The organism is Aestuariivita boseongensis (genome assembly GCF_001262635.1).
Taxonomy (GTDB): Bacteria; Pseudomonadota; Alphaproteobacteria; order Rhodobacterales; family Rhodobacteraceae; genus Aestuariivita; species Aestuariivita boseongensis.
Map to the genome: position 1 here is coordinate 41,564 of NZ_JXYH01000014.1, position 22,243 is coordinate 63,806.

18 protein-coding genes are annotated in these 22,243 nt (G+C 61.7%); 12 read left to right on the forward strand and 6 right to left on the reverse strand.

The window, feature by feature from the left end; all coding sequences use genetic code 11:
• Positions 1 to 64: 64 nt before the first annotated feature.
• From TR61_RS07800 to TR61_RS07830, 7 genes are all read left to right on the forward strand, one after another.
• Entirely contained in the window at positions 65 to 1,060 is a 996-nt protein-coding gene (locus TR61_RS07800) for a hypothetical protein (RefSeq protein ID WP_245626843.1), read from the forward strand.
• Positions 1,026 to 3,152, forward strand: a complete 2,127-nt coding sequence (gene scpA, locus TR61_RS07805) for a methylmalonyl-CoA mutase (RefSeq protein WP_050929362.1) — start codon at positions 1,026 to 1,028, stop codon at positions 3,150 to 3,152. Before TR61_RS07800 ends, scpA begins: the two co-directional genes overlap by 35 nt.
• Positions 3,153 to 3,227: 75 nt before the next feature.
• Positions 3,228 to 3,848: a VOC family protein gene (locus tag TR61_RS07810; protein ID WP_050929363.1), complete on the forward strand. Its 621-nt coding sequence runs from the start codon at positions 3,228 to 3,230 to the stop codon at positions 3,846 to 3,848.
• Complete coding sequence (locus TR61_RS07815; protein ID WP_050929364.1) at positions 3,845 to 4,324, forward strand: GNAT family N-acetyltransferase; 480 nt, start codon at positions 3,845 to 3,847, stop codon at positions 4,322 to 4,324. Before TR61_RS07810 ends, TR61_RS07815 begins: the two co-directional genes overlap by 4 nt.
• 42 nt (positions 4,325 to 4,366) lie before the next feature.
• Positions 4,367 to 5,047: a molecular chaperone DjiA gene (locus tag TR61_RS07820; RefSeq protein ID WP_050929394.1), complete on the forward strand. Its 681-nt coding sequence runs from the start codon at positions 4,367 to 4,369 to the stop codon at positions 5,045 to 5,047.
• On the forward strand, positions 5,047 to 6,054 hold the full coding sequence (locus TR61_RS07825; protein ID WP_050929365.1) for an endonuclease/exonuclease/phosphatase family protein: 1,008 nt from the start codon (positions 5,047 to 5,049) through the stop codon (positions 6,052 to 6,054). Before TR61_RS07820 ends, TR61_RS07825 begins: the two co-directional genes overlap by 1 nt.
• A gap of 36 nt (positions 6,055 to 6,090) precedes the next feature.
• Positions 6,091 to 6,462, forward strand: a complete 372-nt coding sequence (locus TR61_RS07830; protein ID WP_050929395.1) for a hypothetical protein — start codon at positions 6,091 to 6,093, stop codon at positions 6,460 to 6,462.
• On the opposite strand, the gene TR61_RS07835 is transcribed toward TR61_RS07830, so the two are convergent.
• The 4 genes from TR61_RS07835 to TR61_RS07850 form a co-directional block, all read right to left on the reverse strand.
• Complete coding sequence (locus tag TR61_RS07835) at positions 6,459 to 8,003, reverse strand: Ppx/GppA family phosphatase (protein ID WP_050929366.1); 1,545 nt, start codon at positions 8,001 to 8,003, stop codon at positions 6,459 to 6,461. The genes TR61_RS07830 and TR61_RS07835 overlap by 4 nt on opposite strands.
• A 66-nt stretch (positions 8,004 to 8,069) precedes the next feature.
• Positions 8,070 to 10,244, reverse strand: a complete 2,175-nt coding sequence (locus TR61_RS07840; RefSeq protein WP_050929367.1) for an RNA degradosome polyphosphate kinase — start codon at positions 10,242 to 10,244, stop codon at positions 8,070 to 8,072.
• Between the two features lie 69 nt (positions 10,245 to 10,313).
• Positions 10,314 to 10,982, reverse strand: coding sequence for a P-loop NTPase family protein (locus tag TR61_RS07845; protein WP_050929368.1), 669 nt, complete (start codon positions 10,980 to 10,982; stop codon positions 10,314 to 10,316).
• Positions 10,982 to 12,049: an AI-2E family transporter gene (locus tag TR61_RS07850; RefSeq protein ID WP_050929369.1), complete on the reverse strand. Its 1,068-nt coding sequence runs from the start codon at positions 12,047 to 12,049 to the stop codon at positions 10,982 to 10,984. Before TR61_RS07850 ends, TR61_RS07845 begins: the two co-directional genes overlap by 1 nt.
• A gap of 200 nt (positions 12,050 to 12,249) precedes the next feature.
• Here TR61_RS07850 and proS point away from each other — a divergent pair, with 200 nt between their 5' ends.
• The 4 genes from proS to TR61_RS07870 all read left to right on the forward strand — a co-directional run bounded on the left by proS (position 12,250) and on the right by TR61_RS07870 (position 17,082).
• Entirely contained in the window at positions 12,250 to 13,647 is a 1,398-nt protein-coding gene (gene proS, locus TR61_RS07855; RefSeq protein WP_050929370.1) for a proline--tRNA ligase, read from the forward strand.
• A gap of 489 nt (positions 13,648 to 14,136) precedes the next feature.
• Positions 14,137 to 15,423 (forward strand): ABC transporter permease, encoded by a 1,287-nt coding sequence (locus tag TR61_RS07860; RefSeq protein WP_050929371.1) that lies wholly within the window; start codon positions 14,137 to 14,139, stop codon positions 15,421 to 15,423.
• Positions 15,416 to 16,108, forward strand: a complete 693-nt coding sequence (locus TR61_RS07865; RefSeq protein WP_050929372.1) for an ABC transporter ATP-binding protein — start codon at positions 15,416 to 15,418, stop codon at positions 16,106 to 16,108. Before TR61_RS07860 ends, TR61_RS07865 begins: the two co-directional genes overlap by 8 nt.
• Positions 16,105 to 17,082: an Ldh family oxidoreductase gene (locus TR61_RS07870; RefSeq protein ID WP_050929373.1), complete on the forward strand. Its 978-nt coding sequence runs from the start codon at positions 16,105 to 16,107 to the stop codon at positions 17,080 to 17,082. The genes TR61_RS07865 and TR61_RS07870 overlap by 4 nt, the downstream gene beginning before the upstream one ends.
• Before the next feature lie 92 nt (positions 17,083 to 17,174).
• Here the strand turns inward: TR61_RS07870 and rimO are convergent, their stop codons facing one another.
• The gene (rimO, locus tag TR61_RS07875) at positions 17,175 to 18,575 is read right to left on the reverse strand and encodes a 30S ribosomal protein S12 methylthiotransferase RimO (RefSeq protein ID WP_050929374.1); all 1,401 of its coding nucleotides are present in this window, start codon (positions 18,573 to 18,575) and stop codon (positions 17,175 to 17,177) included.
• 105 nt (positions 18,576 to 18,680) lie between these two features.
• Between rimO and TR61_RS07880 the strand changes: the two genes are divergently transcribed.
• Positions 18,681 to 20,618 (forward strand): AsmA family protein, encoded by a 1,938-nt coding sequence (locus TR61_RS07880; RefSeq protein ID WP_050929375.1) that lies wholly within the window; start codon positions 18,681 to 18,683, stop codon positions 20,616 to 20,618.
• 128 nt (positions 20,619 to 20,746) lie between these two features.
• Here the strand turns inward: TR61_RS07880 and TR61_RS07885 are convergent, their stop codons facing one another.
• A complete protein-coding gene (locus tag TR61_RS07885) occupies positions 20,747 to 22,243 on the reverse strand; it encodes a phosphomannomutase/phosphoglucomutase (protein WP_050929376.1) in 1,497 nt (498 codons plus the stop codon).

Here is a 22,243-nt window from a genome sequence, read left to right on the forward strand (position 1 = left end):
CCACCCCTGATCGTCTTGCACACGGTCTTTTGAAAGTTAATCGCTTTGTCAGGAGTCCCTGTCAATGATCGCGTCCATTCCCCTGTCACCGCCCACTGGGTCGGCGATCCTGCAAAAGGTACGACGTGTCATGGACGTGATCCTGCATATCGGCGCGCATCGCTGTGCGACCACCAGCTTTCAGCATTATATGCGCAGCAATGCGTCACGGCTTGATCCGATGGGGGTTGGCTTTTGGGGGCCGATCCGCACGCGATCGGGATTGTTCCATGGGATCCTGCCCGGGCCCGAGGCCCCTCTGACGCCAAAGACACGGCAACGCGCTCTTGGCCGCGTGCAACTGCGTTGCGCGAAATCGGTCGATCTGGGGGTCAAGCAGCTGATCGTCAGCGATGAAAACATGATGGGCACAATGCGGGCCAATCTGCGGGTTGGGGAGCTTTACGGTGGCGTGGGCGAGCGCATTGCGAGGTTCGCCGAGGCGTTTCAGGGCCATCTGACGGATATCGTTCTGAACATTCGCAGCCCGGAATATTACTGGGCTTCGGTCTTTGGTCTTTTTGCGGAACATGGCCGGGGCACGCCGCATCCAGGCCTGTTACGCCGCGTGGCCCACACGCCGCGATCTTGGCGCGATGTGGTTACAGATGTGTCTTGCGCAGCCGGCGGTGCGCGGGTGCATGTTCTGCCTTTTGAAAGATTTGCGGGGCGACCCGATGCTCAGCTGGCTCATCTGATCGGCCGGCCTGCACCCGGCCACGCGGCACAGGACAAGCGCAACACCACTCTGCCGCTTGAACAGCTGCGCCGGGTCATGTCTCCATCCGAAGGCAGCTTGCCAGAGGGCGAAGGCCGCTGGATGCCCTTTGACGACGAACAACGCGCCATGCTGCGCGAAACATATGCCGATGATCTGATGTGGCTGGAAAGCGGGGCCGACGGCCTCGCGGTTCTGGCGGAGGATCCGGCGCATAACAAGGCAGAGAAACATCTGCCATCACCTGACAAGACAAGAGGAAGACACCATGGGCGACACGCAAAAGTGGCGCGCGCTGGCTGAGAAAGAGCTGCGCGGAAAGCCGGTTGAGGATCTGAACTGGAACACCCTCGAAGGGATCGAGGTCAAACCGCTTTACACCGAAGAGGACCTGTCGGGCCTGGGCCATCTGGGCAGTATCCCGGGTGAGGCGCCTTTTACGCGCGGTGTGAAGGCCACGATGTATGCGGGCCGTCCCTGGACGATCCGACAATATGCGGGGTTTTCCACGGCAGAGGAGTCGAACGCCTTCTATCGCCGCAACCTGGCGGCGGGGCAGCAGGGAGTGTCAGTGGCCTTCGACCTGGCCACCCACCGCGGCTATGACAGTGACCACGACCGTGTGACCGGCGATGTCGGCAAGGCTGGTGTGGCCATCGACAGCGTCGAGGATATGAAGATCCTCTTTGACGGCATCCCGCTGGACAAGGTCAGCGTATCGATGACGATGAACGGCGCGGTGATCCCGGTTCTGGCCAGTTTCATCGTCACCGGGGAAGAGCAGGGGCATGACAAATCCCTGCTGGCGGGCACCATTCAGAATGACATTCTGAAGGAATTCATGGTGCGCAACACCTATATCTATCCGCCCGAACACTCGATGCGCATCGTGGCGGATATCATCGAATACACCTCGGACCACATGCCGAAATTCAATTCGATCTCGATCTCGGGCTATCACATGCAGGAGGCGGGCGCGAACCTGGTGCAGGAGCTGGCCTATACCCTGGCGGATGGCCGCGAATATGTGCGCGCCGCGATCGAACGGGGCATGGATGTCGACAAATTCGCGGGCCGGTTGTCGTTCTTCTTCGCCATCGGCATGAATTTCTTCATGGAGGCGGCCAAACTGCGCGCTGCGCGGCTGCTCTGGCACCGCATCATGTCGGAGTTCGAGCCCAAGAACCCCAAATCCATGATGCTGCGCACACATTGCCAGACCTCGGGCGTCAGTTTGCAGGAACAAGACCCCTATAACAACGTGATCCGCACCGCTTACGAGGCGATGTCAGCGGTTCTGGGGGGCACGCAATCGCTCCACACCAATGCTTTGGACGAGGCAATTGCCCTGCCCACGGATTTCAGCGCCCGCATCGCGCGGAACACGCAGCTTATCCTGCAGGAAGAAACCGGTGTGACCAATGTGGTCGATCCTCTGGCGGGCTCCTACTATGTGGAAAGCCTGACCGCGCAGCTGGCCGAAGAAGCCTGGAAGCTGATCGAAGAGGTTGAGGAGATGGGCGGCATGACCAAGGCCGTCGCCTCGGGCATGCCCAAGCTGCGGATCGAGGAAACCGCCGCAACCCGGCAGGCCATGATCGACCGGGGCGATGAGGTCATCGTCGGCGTCAACAAATACCGCAAGGACAAGGAAGACCCGATCGACATTCTGGAGATCGACAACCAGCAGGTGCGCGACAGCCAGATCGCCCGTCTGGAACGGATTCGTGCGGAACGGGATGAGACAGCCTGTCAGGCGGCTTTGGATGAACTGACCCGCCGCGCGGGCGAAGGCGGCAATCTTTTGGACGCTGCGGTGGAAGCGGCCCGCGCACGGGCCTCGGTGGGAGAGATCAGCATGGCGATGGAAAAGGTATTCGGACGGCACCGGGCCGAGGTGAAGACGCTCGCAGGTGTCTACGGCAAAGCCTATGAGGGGGACGAAGGGTTCGCCGCCATCCAGAAGGATGTCGAAGCCTTTGCCGAAGCTGAAGGGCGTCGCCCGCGCATGCTGGTGGTGAAAATGGGTCAGGACGGCCACGATCGGGGGGCAAAGGTGATCGCCACAGCCTTCGCCGATATCGGCTTTGACGTGGATGTGGGCCCGCTGTTCCAGACCCCGGAAGAGGCGGCACAGGACGCGGTCGACAACGACGTGCATGTTGTCGGCATCTCGTCCCAGGCGGCGGGTCACAAGACGCTGGCCCCTCAGCTGGTGAAGGCGCTGAAAGAGGCCGGTGCCGAGGATATCATCGTCATCTGTGGCGGCGTTATTCCGCAGCAGGACTACGAGTTCCTGTATGAAAACGGTGTGAAGGCGATCTTCGGGCCGGGGACAAATATCCCCGAGGCGGCGAAGGACATTTTGCGCCTGATCGGGTCGGCGCGCGGCTGACCGGCGGTAGAGGGGGCTCTGCCCCCGCCTTCGGCCCCCCGGGGTATTTGCGCCAGAAAGAAGCGGGAGTGCACGATGCGTCTGGAACTGGATCATATCGCTGTTGCCGGGAGCACGCTGGCAGAGGCGACCGAGGCTGTTGAAGATGCCCTGGGCGTCCGGCTGCAAAAGGGCGGGGAACATGATGTGTTCTTTACCCATAACACTTTGCTGGGCCTGGAAGACGGTCTGTACCTGGAAGGCATCGCGATCAACCCGAATGCACCCACGCCGGATCGCCCGCGCTGGTTTGATCTGGATCGGTTCGAAGGCCCCGCGCGGCTGACCAACTGGATCTGCCGGACCGATGACCTGACGGGAATCTTGCCCGATCTGGCTCCGGGCGTGGGCGATATCGTCAGTTTGAAGCGGGGCGATTTGCGTTGGCAGATGGCGGTCCCTGAGACCGGGGTTTTACCCTTCGACAATCTGCACCCGGCGATCATCGAATGGGGTACGAATCTGCATCCGGCCGCCATGCTGGAGCCGTCGGGATGTCGGTTGACCCGGCTGGTCATCGCGCATCCCCGCGCGGATGATTTGCGCAAGGGTCTCGCGCCTTACCTGCGCGATGATCGCGTCGCGTTCGAAGCCGGGAACGTTCCGGAGATGATGGCGGAATTCGATACGCCCAACGGGTCGCGGGTGCTGCGGTGATCATCCGCGCAGCCAGCGCTGAGGACGCAGTCGCGATCTGCGCGATTGCAAATCCGCTGATCCGCGACACCGTCATCACCTTCACCACGATCCTGCGCACCGAAGACGGTACGCGCGAGGCCATTACGCAGGCCGAAGGCGCATTCCTGGTGGCGGAGGAGGCAGGGCAGGTTATCGGTTTTGCCAGCTATGGCCCGTTCCGGGCAGGTCCCGGATATGCCCACACCAAGGAACATACGATCCAGCTGGGGCCGCAGGCGCGCGGCCGTGGGATCGGGCGCGCGCTGATGACCCGTCTGGAAGATCATGCCCGCGCGAAGGGGGTGCATGTTCTGGTCGGGGGCGTCAGCGCCAGCAACCACGCAGGGATCGCCTTTCACAAAAACCTGAGTTTTGTGGAAACCGGGCGTATGCCGCAGGTTGGGCGCAAGTTCGACCAATTGCTTGATCTTGTCTTGATGCAGAAAATTCTCTGATCCGGCAATGACTTCCCCGACATGCGCCGTTATCGTGGCGCCATGTCGATCTGGTCGCGAATAACCGATGCGCTGCAGGCGCTTGCGCAGGGTGAAGGCCTGGCGCAGGTCTTTGATCGTCTGCGCACGCCGCCTGAACGCAGTGTGGCCTTTGCCATCGCGGTGGTGGCGCTGGGCGCGAAGATGGCCAAGGCCGATGGGCATGTCACCCGCGACGAGGTGACGGCCTTTCGCGAAGTCTTTGAAATCGCTCGCGAAGATGAGGCCGGGGCGGCGCGTGTGTTCAATCTGGCCCGGCAGGATGTGGCGGGATACCGCGACTATGCTGCGCGGATCCAACGTATGTTCCGCGACGATCCCGAGACCCTGACGGATTTGTTGGAGGGGCTTTTTCACATCGCCATGGCGGATGGGTTTTATCATCCGGGCGAAGACAAGTTTCTGGAAGATGTCGCCGAGATTTTCGGGCTGAGCGAGCTTGAGTATCGCGCCATGCGCGCGCGTTTCGTTCCTGATGCGGCGCCCGATCCCTATACGATCCTGGGGGTCACGCCGGACACGCCCATGGCCGATATCCGCAAGGCCTGGCGCAAGCTGGTGCAGACCAACCACCCCGATCAGATGATCGCGCGCGGTGTTCCGGAGGAGGCGGTACAGCTTGCGCAAAAGCGGATGGTCGACATCAACCGCGCCTGGGAAGAAATCAACGGCGCGGCGGGCTGATGCGGCTGGCGACGTATAACATCGAATGGTTTTCGAACCTGTTTGATGATGACAATCAGCTGATCGTGGATGACGCGCGCTCAGGCCGGCATGGGGTCAGCCGCGCTGAGCAGATCGAGGCGGTTGCCAAAGTTCTGGTTGCGGTGAATGCAGATGCGATCTTGGTGATCGAAGCGCCCGATCAAAGCCGCAAGCGTCGGACGGTGGCGGCGCTGGAGCATTTCGCGGAAAGTTTCTCTCTGCGGACATCCCGGGCTGTGATGGGCTTTCAGAACCATACCCAGCAAGAGATCGCGCTGCTTTACGATCCGGCTGTCATCAACGCGGTGCACGATCCGCGGAACGGGCCGAACGTACCGCGCTTTGACGAAGTGTTCCGGATTGATCTGGATATCGACGCCACCGAAGACCTGGTGGAGTTTTCCAAACCCCCGCTGGAACTTGCGGTGACCACCGCGACGGGCGTGGGTTTGCGGGTGATCGGGGCGCATCTGAAATCGAAGGCGCCGCATGGTGCGCGTACCCGGGATGAAATCATGCGCGAGGCGATCGCCAACAGGCGCAAACAGCTGGCCCAGGCGATCTGGCTGCGCGGTCGGGTCGAGGAACATTTGCAAGCGGGCAATTCCCTGATCGTGCTGGGCGATCTGAATGACGGTCCCGGTCTTGATGAATATGAAAATCTTTTCGGCCGATCCTCGGTCGAGATTGTGATGGGTGGTTCGGGTTCGGACCTGTCTCTTTACGATCCCCATGCGGCCCGCGCCCTGCAACGCCGGTTGGGCGCCAATCCGACAACCGCGCGCTTTTATCTGGAACGCGAGCGACGCTATCTTCAGGCGCTTCTGGATTACATCATGATCTCTCCCGATCTGCGCGCGAAACGGCCTGAATGGTGTATCTGGCATCCGTTTGACGATCCGAACTGCTGGTCCGATGTCGAGTTGAGAGAGGCGCTGCTGACCGCCTCTGACCACTTCCCCGTGTCGTTGGATATTGACCTGTGACTTAAAATGTCGCCTTGGATGCGCTATATTCAGGTCATGAAACGGTATCTTGTTCTTGTGTTCATTGCCGCAGCCCTTCCCGCCGCCGCGCAGGAGGCAGAGGATCCGCCCAGCCTGATGGAGCGGGGGGCGCAAATGTTTCTGGAAGGTCTGATGGCCGAGGTCGAGCCGCGTCTGGATGACCTGCAGGGCCTCGCACAAGAGTTCGGACCCGCGATGCGCGGGTTCTTTACCGAAATGGGCCCTGCCTTCCGCGATCTTTTGTCAGAGGTCGAGGATTGGTCGGCCTACCATCCGCCCGAAATCCTGCCCAATGGCGATATCATCATCCGTCGGAAGGCCGAAAACCCGCCTGCTGATCCAGGTGAAGAAGACGCGCCGAAAAGCGGTGACCCCATCGACCTTTAACTGACGAATTTCACCTGAGCTTCCGCCTCCATCGAGGCGGCAAGGGACATCAGCCTTGCTTCGGCCACCTCGCCATAAAGCGCGCTTGCGGCGCGGGGGATGCGCAGCTCAAGCACGCGCTTTTGTGGGAACCATCTGAACTGTCCCATGGGCACATCGCCCTGCATCCAGAACATGGCGCCAAAACGCATGGCCTTGCCCAGTACTTCGGCCTGTCGCTGTTCCTTGTCGTCCAGCAGCTCATACAGGTCTTCGAACCGCGTGCCTTCGCGCTTGTTGCGATAGCGATGCAGCAGCGCAAGGCCCAGGAACACCCTTTCGTTATGTTTCAGCCCGCCCAGGTTCGCGCGGGTGGCGTTGTCGAAACAGGTTTCGGCCCGGTAATCGGGATGGGCGCGCCAGCTGACGTCATGCAGAAGGCAGGCCGCCTTGATCAGCCGCATGCGCGCAGGCGGCGCATTCTTGAACAGCGGCTGGACAAAGTGAAACAGCGTTTTGCCAAAGCCGGGCAGGCGCGCATCCTTGGCCTCGGCAAAGCGGCAGGCTTCGATCAGCGGGTCACGGTCGCGCAGGCGCTGGGGCATCTGTTCATACAGCATCCCCTCGCGGATCCCATAGCTTGAGATGGCGATGTCCTTGGGTTTGAAGGTGCGCACCAGACGTTTCAGCACCTCGATCGCGTAGGGCACCAGCGACATCCGCGCGCTGGATATGCTGCAGGCCGTGCGCAGTTCTTCCAGGTCACAGGCGTTGATGTATTTCGCCGTCTCTGACACCGATGTCGCTGTCATCCGATATTCGTGCAGCACATGCAAAGGATACCCCCGGCGTTCCATGTCGATGCGCGCGATGGCCCGCCAGGACCCGCCCACCAGAAACAGCCTGTCGCGCTGGGTACCCATCTTTTCGGCAAGGGTTTCCATCGCCTCTTTGATATGGGCCTTGCGGCCAGCCTTGCCGCCCTTGATCCCCTGCAGCTTGAGCGGTCCAAGGTTTGACGTCACCCGCCGGCCCACGCGGCCATCGCGGATTTCCGCAAGCTCCATCGAAGATCCGCCGATATCGCAGACCAGACCGAAGGATCCCGGCCAGCCCAGCAGCACGCCCTGGGCGGAAAGACGGGCCTCTTCCTCGCCGTCGATGACCCAGATGCGCAGGCCGGTCTCACGCTCGACCTCGTCCCGGAAATCCTGGCCGTCTTCGGCGTCGCGCACGGCGGCGGTGGCAACGGCGGTCAGCGGCGGCAGGTTCATCCCTTCGGCCAGCAGTTGAAAGCGCCGGATCGCGGCCAGCGCGCGCACGCGTCCTTCGGGGTTCAACCGCCCGGTTTCGCCCACGCCTGCGCCAAGCGCACACATGATTTTTTCATTATAGAAATAGGCTGGGCTGCGCGCCGCGCCGTCAAACACCACCATCCGGACCGAGTTCGACCCGATGTCAATCACGCCAACCCGAGCAAGCGCCCGCGCGGACGGATCGTCAAACAACGGCCTGCCAAACGGCCCCCAATCGCGCGATGACGTGTCAGACAGGTCGTTCATAGATCCCCCAGGCCTTGCCTTCCGCCTGTGCGGCCACCATGGGCAAAGCGCGGGCTCGGGTCAATCTTACTCCTCCGTATGCGTCAGTTTGGGCACGTCGGATGCCCCCGCCGACCCACGGCCCGAAAGGGAAGGGTTTTCCATGAAGAACCGGTGGCAGTTGAAGGCGAATTCGCCTTCTTTCACTTGCGCCCTGTCGAAACTGCCATCTGGGTTCATCACCCAGCTTTGCGCCACATCCGACAGGTTCGCAGCCATGATCTGACTGACAATCTGTGCCTTCACTGTGGCATTTGTCGTCTCGACCAGCGTTTCGACCCGGCGATTGAGGTTGCGCCCCATCCAGTCGGCCGAGCTGATGAACACCCGCGCCTTTTTCGATGGCAGGCCAGCACCATTGCCGAAACAGACGATACGGGAGTGCTCCAGAAAGCGTCCGATGATGGATTTCACGCGGATATTGTCCGACAGCCCCTTGATGCCGGGGCGAAGGCCGCAGATCCCCCGGATCACAAGGCTGATCTTCACGCCTGCCTGGCTGGCTGCATAAAGCGCGTCGATCACTTCGCTATCGATGAGAGAGTTCATCTTGGCCCAGATTTCGGCAGGTTTGCCAGCCTTGGCGTGATCCATCTCGGCCGCGATCATCTCAAGCAGGCGGGGTTTCAGCGACACCGGCGAAATCGCCAGGTTTTCCAGGCTGTCCGGCTGGGCATAGCCCGAAAGATAGTTGAACACCTTCGTTGCATCGCGCCCCAATCCGGGGTCACAGGTGAAAAAGCTCAGATCCGTGTAAATCCGCGCGGTGATCGGGTGGTAATTGCCGGTGCCGTAATGGGTATAGGTGACAAGGTTGTCCCCCTCGCGGCGCACAACGGTTGAAATCTTGGCATGGGTTTTCAGGTCTATGAAGCCATACACCACATGCGCGCCCGCGCGTTCCAGGCGGCGGGATTGCCGGATGTTGGCGGCCTCGTCAAAGCGGGCCTTCAGTTCGACCAGCGCCGTGACGGATTTGCCGTCTTCCGCCGCTTCGCACAGCGCGCCCACGATGGGGCTGTCCTTGGATGTGCGGTAAAGCGTCTGTTTGATCGCCACGACATTGGGATCGCGCGCGGCCTGCTGCAGGAAGCGGACCACCATGTCGAAGGTCTCATATGGGTGGTGCAGCAGCATATCCTTTTGGCGGATCGCGGCGAACATGTCGCCGTCATGGTCCTGCACCCGCTCTGGCACGCGGGGGGTGAACGGGGGCCACAGAAGGTCGGGGCGGCTGTCCAGCACCAATTCTGACAGATCAGCCAGACCCAGCATACCGTCGATCTCGATCAGTTCATCCTCGGTCACGGCCAGCTGATCCATGACAAGCGTTTTCAGCTTCTCCGGGGCGCCGGCCGAATGGGTCATCCGCACCACTTCACCCCGCCTGCGGCGTTTCAGGGCCACTTCGAATTCGCGGACCAGATCTTCGGCTTCTTCCTCCACCTCCAGATCGCTGTCACGCAATACACGGAAGGCAAAATGGTCTTTCACTTTGTATCCGGGAAACATGTGCCCCAGCTTGATCAGCAACAGGTCTTCCAGTGCGATGAACCTGTCCTCACCGGGTTCGGATGGCAGGCTGATAAACCGGCTGACCTGCGCAGGAACCGGCAACAGCGCCTGCAGGGGGCGTTTGTCCTTCTCACGCTCCAGCTGCAGGGCCAGCGAAAAACCGTTATTGGGCAGGAACGGGAAGGGATGCGCCGGGTCAATTGCCAGTGGCGACAGGACCGCGAATACCTTGTTCAGGAAGACATCTTCCAGATGCTGGTGGTCGGCCTCTGTCAGATCGTCGGGCTGCAGGATCGAGATGCCCTGTTCTTCCATCTCGGTCTTCAGATCGACCAGAACGCGTTGCTGCGATTTCATCAGCCGCCGCGCATCTTCGCTGATCAGAACCAGCTGTTCGGCCGGGGTCAGGCCGTCAGCGGCGGGGGTGACGTTGCCGGCATGGGCCAGCTCTCGCAGGCCTGCGACGCGGACGGTGTTGAATTCATCAAGGTTCGTGGCCGAGATCGACAGGAATCTCAGCCGTTCCAGCAGCGGAACGCGTGGGTTTTCCGCCTCTTCCAGAACGCGCCAGTTGAAGCCCAGCCAACTGAGTTCGCGGTTATAAAACCGTCCCGGCCCGCTGGTGTCGAGATCGGGCACCTCGGTCGCTTCGGGGAAAGGGGATTTCAGAAAATCAGCAAGGGTCATGGCAGCGCTTATGGGCGAAGATTGGTAACAGTTCTGTAACGGAATAGTCCTGTCAGGCTACGCCGAATTTCACGCCGCGCCAAGCAGTTGGCTGGCCAGGCGGCGCGTCACGCTGCGCCCCTCGGCCATGGCAGCACGGTCCAGATCAGCGACCAGGCGCTGTGCGGCCTCGAACGACCGCTCCATCCGCGCCACGACATAGGGGATCACGTCGGGCCTTGGGGTGATTTGCCGGTCGGCAAACAGCTTGGCCAGAACGGCTGCCAGAAGCGCGTCGTCCGGCGTCTCCAGCGTGGCGGCCTGTGTGCCTTCAACCCGGCTTTGCAGATCCGGCAGCGACAGCGCCCAGTGGCGCGGCGTTCCCTGACCGGTCATCAACAACGCGTGGCCATTTGCCAGCACAAGATTGTGCAGATGGAACAACGCATCCTGAGCGGTGGTGTCACCGGCGATCCGGGGAACATCCTCGACCACGACACTGGTTTGGGCCAATGCGGGAATGTCCTGCCCCGCCAGATCGGCAGCGGTCACAATGCGCGCCCCGCTTTGCGCCGCCCAGACATGGGCCAGATGGGTCTTCCCGGATCCCGCGGGCCCTGTCAGCACCAGTTTGCGGGACGGCCAGTTGCGGCTGTCTTCGACCATAGCGACGGCAAGCGCGTTCGAGGGGGCGACGAAAAAGTCTTCCCGCCCCAGCGCCGTTTTGCCGGGCAAATCAAAGCTCAGTTGTTCGGCCATTATTCCGAATCCCGCCCCGAGAAACCGCGATAGAGCAGGCTGGTTTTATACTGTTCCACAGCAAAGCGCGTGATGACGCCAAGGGCCGCAGCGACGGGCACCGCCACCAGCATTCCGATGAAACCGAAAAGCGCGCCAAAGACGCTGAGCGCCAGAAGCAGCCAGACCGGATGCAGGCCCACGGAACCACCCACCAGTTTGGGCGTCAGAATATTACCTTCGACCACCTGACCCACGACGAAAATGCCCGCGACCAGACCCAGCGACACCCAATCGCCCCAGAACTGGAACAATGCCAGCCCGATCGCCAAAGCCCCACCAATCAATGCGCCTAGATAGGGGATGAAGGTGACAAGCCCTGCCACGAACCCCACGACCAGCCCGAATTGCAGCCCCACCAGCATCAGCGCAATGGCGTAATATGTCCCCAAAATCAGGCAGACAGTCCCCATGCCACGAATGAACGCGGCCAGCGTGTCATCGATTTCCGACGCCAAGCGGCGGATGGTGGGGGCGTGATCGCGGGGCAGAAGATCGTCGATCCGCGCAATCATGCGATCCCAGTCCAGCAGCAGATAGACCGCAACAACCGGCGCCACGATCAAAAGCACGACAATGTTGATCACCGACAGGGCCGAGGTCAGAACCGTCTCCAACAGCTCGCCGCCCTTGCTGCGGATCGTTTCGCCCACGGTGCGCAGCGTCTCGTGCAGGGCCGAGCCCTCAACCAGGATCGAGGGGAAGTTCTCGCGCACAAAGCCTTGCAACTGCTCGAACAATTGCGGCGCGATATTGAACAGCTGGATCGCCTGGGAAATCAGGGACGGGATCACCAGCAGCGTCAGCAGAACGAACAGCAGCAGGCTGATCACCGTGATCACCGCCGTTGCCGCGACGCGCGACAGGCCCGCACGCTCCAGCCGGTCGGCCACCGGATCCAGGAAATAGGCAATCGCTCCGCCGATCACGAAAGGCAGCAGGACAGGGCCCAGAAACCAAAGGGCCAGGGCAAAAATCAGCGCGGCAACGCTCCAATATGTGACCTGTTCCCGGACGGGCAGTGCCATGAAAGATCCTTTCGTCTTTGCCAAGAGATGGCGCAGCTTGCCCCGTCTTGCAAGCCGAAGAGATGACAACCGTGCGAGCGACCGTTTCCCTCTTAGTCATGCCCCGGGAAAGGGCGGCAGGGCGCTTTGGCCAATTGCGCGCCCGTGAAGGATGGCTTAGACCGCGCTTAGATTGACTGGATGCAAGAAAGACTTCGCCCATGCGCCTGACCCGTTACTTCCTGCCGGTTCTCAAGGAAAACCCGTCCGAGGCTCAGATCGTCAGCCACCGGCTGATGCTGCGCGCGGGCATGATCAAACAGCAGGCGGCGGGCATCTATTCCTGGCTGCCTTTGGGCTTCAAGGTGCTGCGGAACATCGAACGGATCGTGCACGAGGAGCAGATCCGCGCGGGCCATATCCCGATGTTGATGCCCACGATCCAGCCCGCCGATCTGTGGCAGGAAAGCGGGCGCTATAACGCCTATGGACCCGAAATGCTGCGCATCCGTGACCGGCATGATCGCGACATGCTGTATGGTCCGACCAATGAAGAGATGATTACGGATATCTTCCGCGCGCATGTGTCGTCCTACAAGGATCTGCCGCTGACGCTTTACCATATCCAATGGAAATTCCGGGACGAGGTCCGCCCCCGGTTCGGCGTCATGCGCGGGCGCGAATTCTATATGAAGGACGGCTATAACTTCGACCTGACCAAGGAAGATGCGCTGCACGCCTATAACCGCCATTTGGTGAGCTATCTGCGCACCTATGAACGGATGGGCTTGCAGGCCATTCCGATGCGCGCCGACAGCGGCCCCATTGGCGGCGATGACACGCATGAATTTCTGGTTCTGGCCGAAACGGGCGAGTCGGAGGTGTTCTACGACAGCGCCGTGACCGATATCCGTCTGGGCGAGCGCGAGATTGACTACGACAGCGTTGATCAGTGCCGCGCCGTAATGGAGGAATTTACCGCCCTTTACGCACGCACCGACGAAACCCATGACGAGGCCGCCTTCAACGCCATCCCGGAAGACCGGCGCAAGCAGGCTCGCGGCATCGAGGTGGGGCAGATTTTCTACTTCGGCACGAAGTATTCAGACGCCATGGGCGCCGTCGTGCAAAATGCCGAAGGGGAGCAGGTGCCGGTCCATATGGGCTCGCATGGGATCGGGGTCAGCCGGTTGGTGGGCGCGATCATCGAGGCCAGCCATGACGACAACGGCATCATCTGGCCCGAAGGTGTGACGCCGTTCCATTGCGGGATCGTGAACTTGAAACAGGGCGATGCCGAAGCTGATGCGGCCTGCGAAAAGCTGTATGCGGCGATCGCCGGGCTGGGGCTTGAGCCGCTTTATGATGATCGCAACGAACGCGCAGGCGGCAAATTCGCTACGATGGATCTGATCGGCCTGCCATGGCGCATCACCGTGGGTCCGCGGGGATTGAAGAACGGCGTGGTCGAACTGACCAGCCGCAGAACGGGCCAAAGCGAAGAGCTGCCGCCGGAAGAAGCGGTCAAGAAACTGGCTGCGATCTATGCCCCGCACCATGCGCATCTGGACGATATGCGCGAACCGATGGCGAACCGAAGCTTCCACACCTGGCTGTAAGCCGCGCCTGAAAAGATCCCGGCCGGTTCAGCGAAACGGCAGCCCCGTGATGCGTCATCGCGGGGTTTCGCCGGTTCGGTTGGCGTGGTCAAAGACGGATGGGCAGGGCCAGCGGATCATGCGGCGGGCCGCCGGACGAATTGTGGCGCCTTCGCCTTATTTTGCGGGAATGTATCTATGAAATAAGGCAGGCGCACATATCCACAGGCACTCTTGCAAATCTGGCAGCATTTTTTGACTGTGGATAAGTAATCGCTGGCATTTCAGGCCTGTGGATAACTGTCTTGAATGCTGCGTTTTTGCAAAGAGGGATACGTGAAAATGCTGCCTATGTCTGAATATTGACAAAGTGTTGCCGTACTTTCCTCAATCTGTGGATAATGCTGGTCGGCCGCCAGTTTTCTTCGCCGGTCTTTACATTCTCTGTGCCTTGACGTGGGCAGGGCAAATTCGCACTCTCCGCCAAACCGATCCGAGCAGGACATAAGAATGGCCACCCAGCCTCCGCCCTTTGCCCCTTTTGAGTGGATGATTGCATGGCGCTATCTGCGGGCACGGCGCGCAGACGGGGGCGTCAGCGTGATGACCTGGATCAGCCTGATCGGAATTACCCTTGCCGTTTTTGCGCTGATCGCCACCCTGGCCGTGCGTACAGGCCTGCGAGAGGAAACGCTGCGCGTGATCCTTGGCGCCACGGCGCATTTGGAAGTCTATTATGTGGAAACCCAGACCGAAACTGGCGCGCGTGACAGGCTGATCCGAGACTATGACGCCGTCGCCGAGCGTATCGCGGCTGAACCTGGCGTTATCCACGCCGCCCCGGTGGTCAAAGAGCGCCTGATCGCCAACGCCCGCCAGCTCAGCGCCCCGGTCGAGATTTACGGCCTTGCGCCGGACCGGCTTGCGACGTTCCCCGGCATCGCCGAGGCCGAGCGCAGTCAGGGCGATCTATCGCGCCTGCCCGAAGGCGTGGCGCTGGGTGATCAACTGGCCCGGTCGCTTGGTGTGGGTGTCGGGGATCGCGTGCGGCTGATCTCTCCCAACGGGGTGCGGACGGCGTTGGGCACCTCGCCCCGGGTTGTCGCCTTCGAGGTGGTTTATGTCTTCCGTTCGGGGCAACCCTTTATCGACAGCACCCGCGCCTATCTGCCCCTGTCCGAGGCGCAGTCTTTCCTCAATCGTGAAGGCGGCGTTGACCAGATCGACGTGATGGTTGCCGATCCCGAGGGGGTCGATGCTGTCATGGTCCCGATCCTGCGGGCCGCGGGCGATCGCGCGGTGGGCTGGACGTGGCGGGACAGGTCCGGGGGCAGTCTGCGCGCGCTGCAACTGCAGGACAATGCGCTTTACATCCTGCTGTTCATCCTTGTCCTGATCGCCACGCTGAACATCGTTTCGGGTCTGGTCATGCTGGTGAAGAACAAGGGCCGCGATATCGGCATTCTGCGCACGATCGGGCTCAGTCAGGGGTCCATTCTGCGAGTTTTCGTCTTGGTGGGGGCCTCTGTTGGTATCGCAGGCACTGTGTTCGGCGCAGCGCTGGGCGCGCTTTTTGCGGCGAATATCGAACATGTCTATGCGCTGATGGATCAGATCACCGGCGGCAGCAGAGCGGGGCTGGAGGCTCAGGGCTTCTTCTTCCCACCTGCGGTGCTGCGCCCGGCCGACCTCGCTGCGGCGGTCGCTCTGTCGCTGGGCCTGTCCTTCATTGTCACCATTTTTCCCGCGCGCCGTGCCGCCCGGCTGAACCCTGTCGAGGCGCTGCGCTATGAGTGAACCCGCCCTGCGTCTGACTGGCATTTCCAAGACCTATAACAAAGGCCAGGCCGGGGAAGTTTCGGTATTGCGTGGCGTCGACCTGACCCTGGCGCCCGGAGAGGTCGTCGCGCTTGTGGCCCCCTCAGGCGCTGGCAAGTCGACGCTCTTGCATATCGCAGGGCTGCTGGACACGCCCGATGCCGGAACGGTGGAGATTGGAGGACAATCGCTGTCAGGGCAGGGTGACAAGACCCGCACCGCGATCCGCCGGAACGAAGTCGGGTTTATCTATCAATTTCATCACCTTCTGCCCGAATTCACAGCGGCGGAAAATGTGATCCTTCCGCAGCTGGCAAATGGCGTGCCGCGAGCGCAGGCCGTGGCGCGGGCTCAGGATCTTCTGGCGCGTGTGGGCCTTTCGGGGCGGGCAGACCATCGGCCTGCGGCCATGTCGGGCGGGGAACAGCAGCGGGTGGCGTTCTGCCGGGCGCTGGCCAATGGCCCGCGGGTGCTTTTGGCGGACGAGCCCACGGGCAATCTGGATCCTGGCACCTCGGACCAGGTTTTTGGTACGTTGATGGAACTGGTCGCCGGAACCGGGCTTTCAGCGCTGATTGCCACGCATAACATGGCCCTTGCGGCGCGGATGGATCGCATGCTGCGTCTGGAAGACGGCCGTCTGAACCAGGAAGGCACGCCATGACAGAGGTTTCACTTAAAGACATCCACGCGGTCACGAGCCGAGCGCTGACGGCACATGGCGCGGCGGAGTGGGTGGCCCATGCCGTCGCCGACGCCGTGGCCGAGGCAGAGGCTACGGGAAACCGCATCTGCGGGCTCTATTATCTGGAAAGTTATTGCCAGCAATTGCGAACCGGGCGCGTGAAGGGCGATGTGGACCCGGTGGTGACCCGTCCGCGTCCCGGCGTGGTGCAAGTTGACGGCAAGCTGGGTTTCGCGCAGTCGGCGTTTCAGCGCGCCTTGCCGCAAGCCCTTGAAGCGGCACGGGAAATGGGAACCGTACAGCTGGCTGTCGGGCATACGCATACCTGCACCTCGCTTGGGTTTTTCACCGGACAGATCGCGCGCGCAGGGATGATCGCGCTGGGCATGACCAATGCGTCGCCCATCGTGGCGCCGCCGGGCGGAAAGACGCGGGTGATCGGCACCAACCCGATCGCCTTTTCCGTGCCCGATGGGCAGGGCGGGGTGGCGATGCAGTTCGATCAATCCACGACCACCGTAGCTTTGGGCAAGATCACCATGGCGAAAGCCGCAGGCGAACGCATCCCGGAGGGCTGGGCGGTGGATGCCGATGGCCGGCCCACCACCGATCCAGAGGCCGCTTTGGCGGGGTCGCTGGTGTCGATGGGCGGATACAAGGGCTGGGGGTTTGGGCTGATGGCAGAGCTTCTGGCGGCAGGGATGACCGGTAGCGTGACCTCGCGCGAGGTCAGGCCGCTCAAGGCACCCGAGGGGCCGCCGCATGATCTGGGCCAGTTCTATCTGATCATCGACCCGTCTGCCGCGCCGGGATTTGCAGAGACGGTGAGGAGAGTGGCGGACGCTGTGGCCGAGGACGCGGGTGCGCGGATGCCGGGGCAGAACCGGGTATTGAACGACCCGGTCAGCGTCGATCCTGTGGCGTGGGATCTGGCGTTGCAACTGGCGGGCTAGCCGTTTTCTGACGCAGAAAACGGCTGGAATTTGACGCAAATTCCACACCCGGGACCGTCCGTTTCTGCGCCAGAAACGGGCCGGAAACTGCGTCAGTTTCCGGCTGAGATCCTCTTGCCCCAAAGATCGTATTCGCCTGCTTCATCCACCTCCACCGTGACGATATCGCCAGGCTTCAGATCCTCAAACCCCTGATCAATAAACAAATTCCCGTCGATCTCGGGTGCGTCGGCCATGGTCCGGCAGGTCGCGGCCTCGTCATCGACCTCGTCCACGATCACCTGCAGGTGCTGGCCCAGTTTTGCCGCAAGCTTTGCCTCGGAAATCGCCTGCGCCTTGGCCATGAACCGATCCCAGCGGTCTTGCTTGACCTCCGGGTCAACATGATCCGGCAGCGCGTTCGACCGCGCTCCTTCCACGTTTTCATACTGAAAGCATCCCACACGATCCAGCTGCGCGTCGTCCAGCCAGTCCAGCAGCGTCTGAAACTCCTCCTCTGTCTCGCCGGGATAGCCGACGATGAAGGTCGAACGCAGCGTTATATCGGGACAGACCGCGCGCCAGGCAGCGATTTCATCCAGCGTTTTCGCCGCCGCCGCGGGCCGGGCCATCCGGCGCAGCACGTCCGGATGGGCGTGCTGGAAGGGAATATCCAGATAGGGCAGCAGCCCGTTCTCCGGGTCAGCCATCAGCGGCACCAGATCACGCACATGCGGGTAGGGGTACACATAATGAAGCCGGACCCAGGCCCCAAGTTTCCCCAACTCCCGCGAGAGGTCGAGGATATGGCTGCGCACCTTATCCCCTTTCCAAGGGTTCAGGTCATATTTGCGGTCAAGCCCATAGGCGCTGGTGTCCTGGCTGATAACAAGAAGTTCGCGCACGCCGGCTTCGACCAGTTTTTCCGCCTCTCTCAGCACCGCATGCGCCGGGCGTGATGCAAGGCGCCCACGCATGTCGGGGATAATGCAGAACTTGCACTTGTGGTTACATCCCTCGGAAATCTTGAGATACGAATAATGTCTTGGTGTCAGCGACACGCCGGTTGCCGGAAGCAAATCGATGAACGGATCCGGCGCGGGCGGGACGGCGGCGTGGACCGCATCCAGAACCTGCTCGTATTGATGCGGGCCCGTCACAGCCAGAACGCGGGGATGCGCGCCGGTGATGTATTCCGGTTCGGCCCCCAGGCAGCCAGTGACGATCACCTTGCCATTTTCATCCAGCGCCTCGCCGATCGCCTCAAGACTTTCTGCCTTCGCGCTGTCGAGAAATCCGCAGGTGTTCACGATCACCGCGTCTGCCCCCGCATAATCGGGGGATATCCCATAGCCTTCCGCCCTCAGCCGGGTCAGAATGCGTTCGCTGTCGACAAGCGCCTTGGGGCATCCCAGGGACACCATGCCAATTGTGGGCTGGCCTGCGCGGCGCGTATCGCTCAGGCGGGCTTCGGGCGCCAGGTCGGGGCGCAGATTCGGTGGGTTCGTGCTCATCGTGCCGCATATAAGCCAAGCCTGCCTGTCTGCCCAGAGCGTCTGGGCAATTGCCAGCGCGGCGCGTTGCGGTAATCTGGGGTCAGGCAAACGGAGATTGGGCAGATGCGGTGGATTTTTCGGCTTTTGGGGATCGTGATCCTGTTGGCGGCTTTCGCCGTGGGGGCGGTGTTTTTTCTGCCCAAGGATCGGATCGCCGCGATTGCCAGCGACCAGTTGCGCGCCCAGACGGGGCGGGAGCTGACCGTCTCGGATGAGATCGCGTTAAGCTTCTGGCCCGTTCTTGGGGTGACGACGGGGCCTGTGACGTTGTCTGACGCGGACTGGGCGGGACCTGACCCGATGATGGCGGCGCAGGGGCTGTCCATCGGCGTGGATGCACGCGCCCTGATCGGTGGCGAGATCAAGATCAAACATATCGAGGCCCAAAGCCCCGTGGTGCGTCTGACCACCCGCGCGGATGGTCGCGGCAATTGGGAATTCGGAGAGGCGCCAGCTGCCGACACTCAGGCGGGCAGCGGGGCAACGGCATCCACGCAAAGCTTTGGTTTGGAACGATTAACCCTGAGCGATGCGCAGCTGATCTATACCGCGGCCGGGGCGGAACCCTTGGTCCTCAGCGATCTGAACGCCACGCTGGATTGGCCTGATCCGAATGGTGCGGCGGATATCGCGATGTCCTTCACCCAAGGCATTGCAGAGATGTCGTTTGAAGGCCGGATCGGCGGGTTCGGTGCGTTTCTGGAAGGCGCTGTGGCCCCGGTCAGCCTGACAGGCACGGTTGCGGGGGCCGCGCTCAGCTTTGAAGGGCGCGCCAGTACGGGCGGCGATGCAGCGGGCCGGGTGGAGATGTCGGCGCGGGATACCGGGGCGGTGTTGGCCGCGCTTGGATCGCCCGGTGCTGCGCCGCCTGCGGGGTTTGGGCAGTCGGCAGAGGCGGCGATGGACCTGACCTTTACCGAAGGCAACCGGATCACGATGCGGGATCTGACGCTGAAGCTGGATCAGAACCTGTTCACCGGCGCGGCCGATATTCTTTTGTCGGATGTACCGCAGGTCACGGCCAATCTGGTGGCCGGCGATTTGGATTTCAGCGCGGTCACGAATGACGGCAGCGGCACGGCTTCGGCCGCGCCCGCAGGCAGCGGGTGGTCGAAAGATCCCATTGATGCCAGTGGCTTGGCGGCGATGAATGGGACCATCGCGCTGGCTGCAAACAGCATCGATCTGGGCAATATCCAGCTGGGCGCTTCACGCCTGTCGCTGAATATCGACCGGTCGCGCGCGGTGCTGCAGCTGGGCCAGGTGGCGGTGTTTGACGGCTCTGTCACGGGGCAGTTGGTGGCCAATAACCGCAACGGATTGTCAGTGGGCGGGGATCTGACCGCAAGCCAGATCGAGCTTGAGCGGATGCTGTCTGACCTGGCCGGGATCACCCGTTTGTCAGGCAGGGCGGATGCCAGGGTCCAGTTCCTGGGTGTCGGGCAAACCATGGATTCCATTATGAAATCTCTTTCGGGGCAGGGCTCGTTGAGTACCGGGCGGGGGCTGATCGCGGGGATCGATCTGGACCGGCTGATGCGCAGTGGGGACGGAACCGGCGGCACCACGGTTTTTGACAGCCTGTCCGCCACTTACACGATGGATAAGGGCAATCTGTTCAATTCCGACCTGCTGCTGCTTCTGGCCAATTTCCGGGCCGAGGGGGAAGGCCGTATCGGGATCGGGGCGCAGGATATTGATTATCTGTTCACGCCCATCGCGCTGCGGGCCAATTCGGGCCAAGGCCTTGCGATTCCGGTCAGAATCCGGGGCCCGTGGTCAAATCCTCGGATCATTCCGGACCTGAGCGAGGCGCTGCAGCTGGATGTCGATGGCAAGGTCGAGGAGGTCAAGAAGGACGCGCGGGAGAGCGTGGAGCGCAAGCTGCAGGAAGAGCTGGGCGTGATCAAGGAGGAAGGTCAATCGACCGAGGATGCAATCAAGGATGCTCTGGGAGAGCGTGCCAAGGAGCGGTTGAAAAAACTGCTGGGCGGGGACTGAAACGGTTTGAAAACCGGTGTGCACAACCTGTGCACTGAGCGTGCACAGCGCGTACACCGATTGTCTGCAGGTACAGGTTGGCGAAGACTTGAGATGGAGGGGGAGGCCCCGGGGTGCGCGCGGCGCGATCAGAAGGTCTGGTCGTATTCGCCCACGCCGGGCTCTGTCCGGATCACCGCGTCGATATCGGCGAAAATGGCGCGCAGTTCTTCCTCGCTTTCGGGGCTTTCGCAGACCACCACCAGGTTGGGCGTGTTCGACGATGCGCGCACAAGGCCCCAACCGCCATTGTCCAGGATCACGCGGGCGCCGTTGACGGTGACCACCTCTTTGATCGCGCGGCCTCCGATCATGTTTCCGGCATCGGCCTTGGCCACCAACTTGTCGACCAGCCGGGCGAGGATGTCGTATTTCTCCGTATCGGCGGCATAGGGCGACATTGTGGGGGTGGACCAGGTCTTGGGCAGCGCCTTGCGCAGGTCTGACATTTTCATGTCGGGGTTGCGGTCCATCAGTTTGCAGATCTCGACCGCGACGCGCATGCCGCAGTCGTATCCGCGCCCGATGGGTTCGGCCAGGAAGTAGTGGCCGGATTTTTCGAACCCAGCCAGAGCGCCGATTTCCTTCACCCGACGCTTCATGTGGCTATGGCCGGTTTTCCAGTAATCGGCCTTCACGTCATGGGCCTGCAATTCAGGATCGGAGGCGAAGAGGCCGGTCGATTTCACATCCGCCACGAAGGTGGAGCCGGGGTAAAGCTTGGCCAGATCGCGGGCCATGATGACGCCTACCTTGTCGGCAAAGATCTCCTCCCCTTCGTCATCGACCACGCCGCAGCGGTCGCCATCGCCATCGAAGCCCAGGGCGAAATCGGCGCCGGAGGCTTTCACGCTGTCTGCCATGTCATGGAGCATTTCCATGGCTTCGGGATTGGGGTTGTAGTGGGGGAAGGTGTAGTCGAGCCGGTTGTGGCTTTCCACCACTTCAACGCCCAGCCGTTTAAACAGCTCGGGCGCGAAGGCCGAGGCCGTGCCGTTGCCCGTGGCGCAGACCACTTTCAGTTTGCGGGTCATTTTGAAATCGCCCACGAGGTCGTCCAGATAGGCTTCGCGCACGCCTTCCACGAATTCGTAACCGCCACCGGGGCGCGGCGCGCCACGCCCTTGCAGGACGATGTCGCGCAGCTCGGCCATCTCGTCCGGACCGTGAGTGAGGGGGCGGTCAAAGCCCATTTTCACGCCTGTCCAACCATTGGGATTGTGCGACGCCGTGACCATCGCCACCGCAGGTACGTCCAGATGGAATTGGCTGAAATAGGCCATGGGGCTTAGCGCAGGGCCGATGTCTTTGACCTGAATGCCCGCCTGCATCAGACCCACGATCAGGGCGTTTTTGATCGACAGCGAATAGTCGCGGTAATCATTGCCCACGGCGATGACCGGCGCGATGCCCCGGGCATGCATCTGCGTGCCCAGGCCCAGGCCCAGGGCGGTGATGCCGGGCAGGTTGATTTCATCAGGGTATTTCCAGCGCGCGTCGTATTCGCGGAAGCCTGTGGGGGCGATCATGGGGTCGCGCAGGAATTCCCACGTGTTCTGGGTCACGGTGGCGGCTGGTTTGGTCAT

Bases quoted from the DNA above. Each gene is read 5' to 3' on its own strand.
- TR61_RS07880 (WP_050929375.1), top strand. From the start codon at position 18,681: ATGCGGTGGATTTTTCGGCTTTTGGGGATCGTGATCCTGTTGGCGGCT.
- TR61_RS07800 (WP_245626843.1), top strand. From the start codon at position 65: ATGATCGCGTCCATTCCCCTGTCACCGCCCACTGGGTCGGCGATCCTG.
- TR61_RS07850 (WP_050929369.1), bottom strand. From the start codon at position 12,049: ATGGCACTGCCCGTCCGGGAACAGGTCACATATTGGAGCGTTGCCGCG.
- TR61_RS07865 (WP_050929372.1), top strand. From the start codon at position 15,416: ATGAGTGAACCCGCCCTGCGTCTGACTGGCATTTCCAAGACCTATAAC.
- TR61_RS07840 (WP_050929367.1), bottom strand. From the start codon at position 10,244: ATGACCCTTGCTGATTTTCTGAAATCCCCTTTCCCCGAAGCGACCGAG.
- TR61_RS07810 (WP_050929363.1), top strand. From the start codon at position 3,228: ATGCGTCTGGAACTGGATCATATCGCTGTTGCCGGGAGCACGCTGGCA.
- TR61_RS07820 (WP_050929394.1), top strand. From the start codon at position 4,367: ATGTCGATCTGGTCGCGAATAACCGATGCGCTGCAGGCGCTTGCGCAG.
- TR61_RS07825 (WP_050929365.1), top strand. From the start codon at position 5,047: ATGCGGCTGGCGACGTATAACATCGAATGGTTTTCGAACCTGTTTGAT.
- TR61_RS07845 (WP_050929368.1), bottom strand. From the start codon at position 10,982: ATGGCCGAACAACTGAGCTTTGATTTGCCCGGCAAAACGGCGCTGGGG.
- TR61_RS07835 (WP_050929366.1), bottom strand. From the start codon at position 8,003: ATGAACGACCTGTCTGACACGTCATCGCGCGATTGGGGGCCGTTTGGC.
- TR61_RS07870 (WP_050929373.1), top strand. From the start codon at position 16,105: ATGACAGAGGTTTCACTTAAAGACATCCACGCGGTCACGAGCCGAGCG.
- TR61_RS07860 (WP_050929371.1), top strand. From the start codon at position 14,137: ATGGCCACCCAGCCTCCGCCCTTTGCCCCTTTTGAGTGGATGATTGCA.
- TR61_RS07830 (WP_050929395.1), top strand. From the start codon at position 6,091: ATGAAACGGTATCTTGTTCTTGTGTTCATTGCCGCAGCCCTTCCCGCC.
- rimO (WP_050929374.1), bottom strand. From the start codon at position 18,575: ATGAGCACGAACCCACCGAATCTGCGCCCCGACCTGGCGCCCGAAGCC.
- scpA (WP_050929362.1), top strand. From the start codon at position 1,026: ATGGGCGACACGCAAAAGTGGCGCGCGCTGGCTGAGAAAGAGCTGCGC.
- TR61_RS07885 (WP_050929376.1), bottom strand. From the start codon at position 22,243: ATGACCAAACCAGCCGCCACCGTGACCCAGAACACGTGGGAATTCCTG.
- proS (WP_050929370.1), top strand. From the start codon at position 12,250: ATGCGCCTGACCCGTTACTTCCTGCCGGTTCTCAAGGAAAACCCGTCC.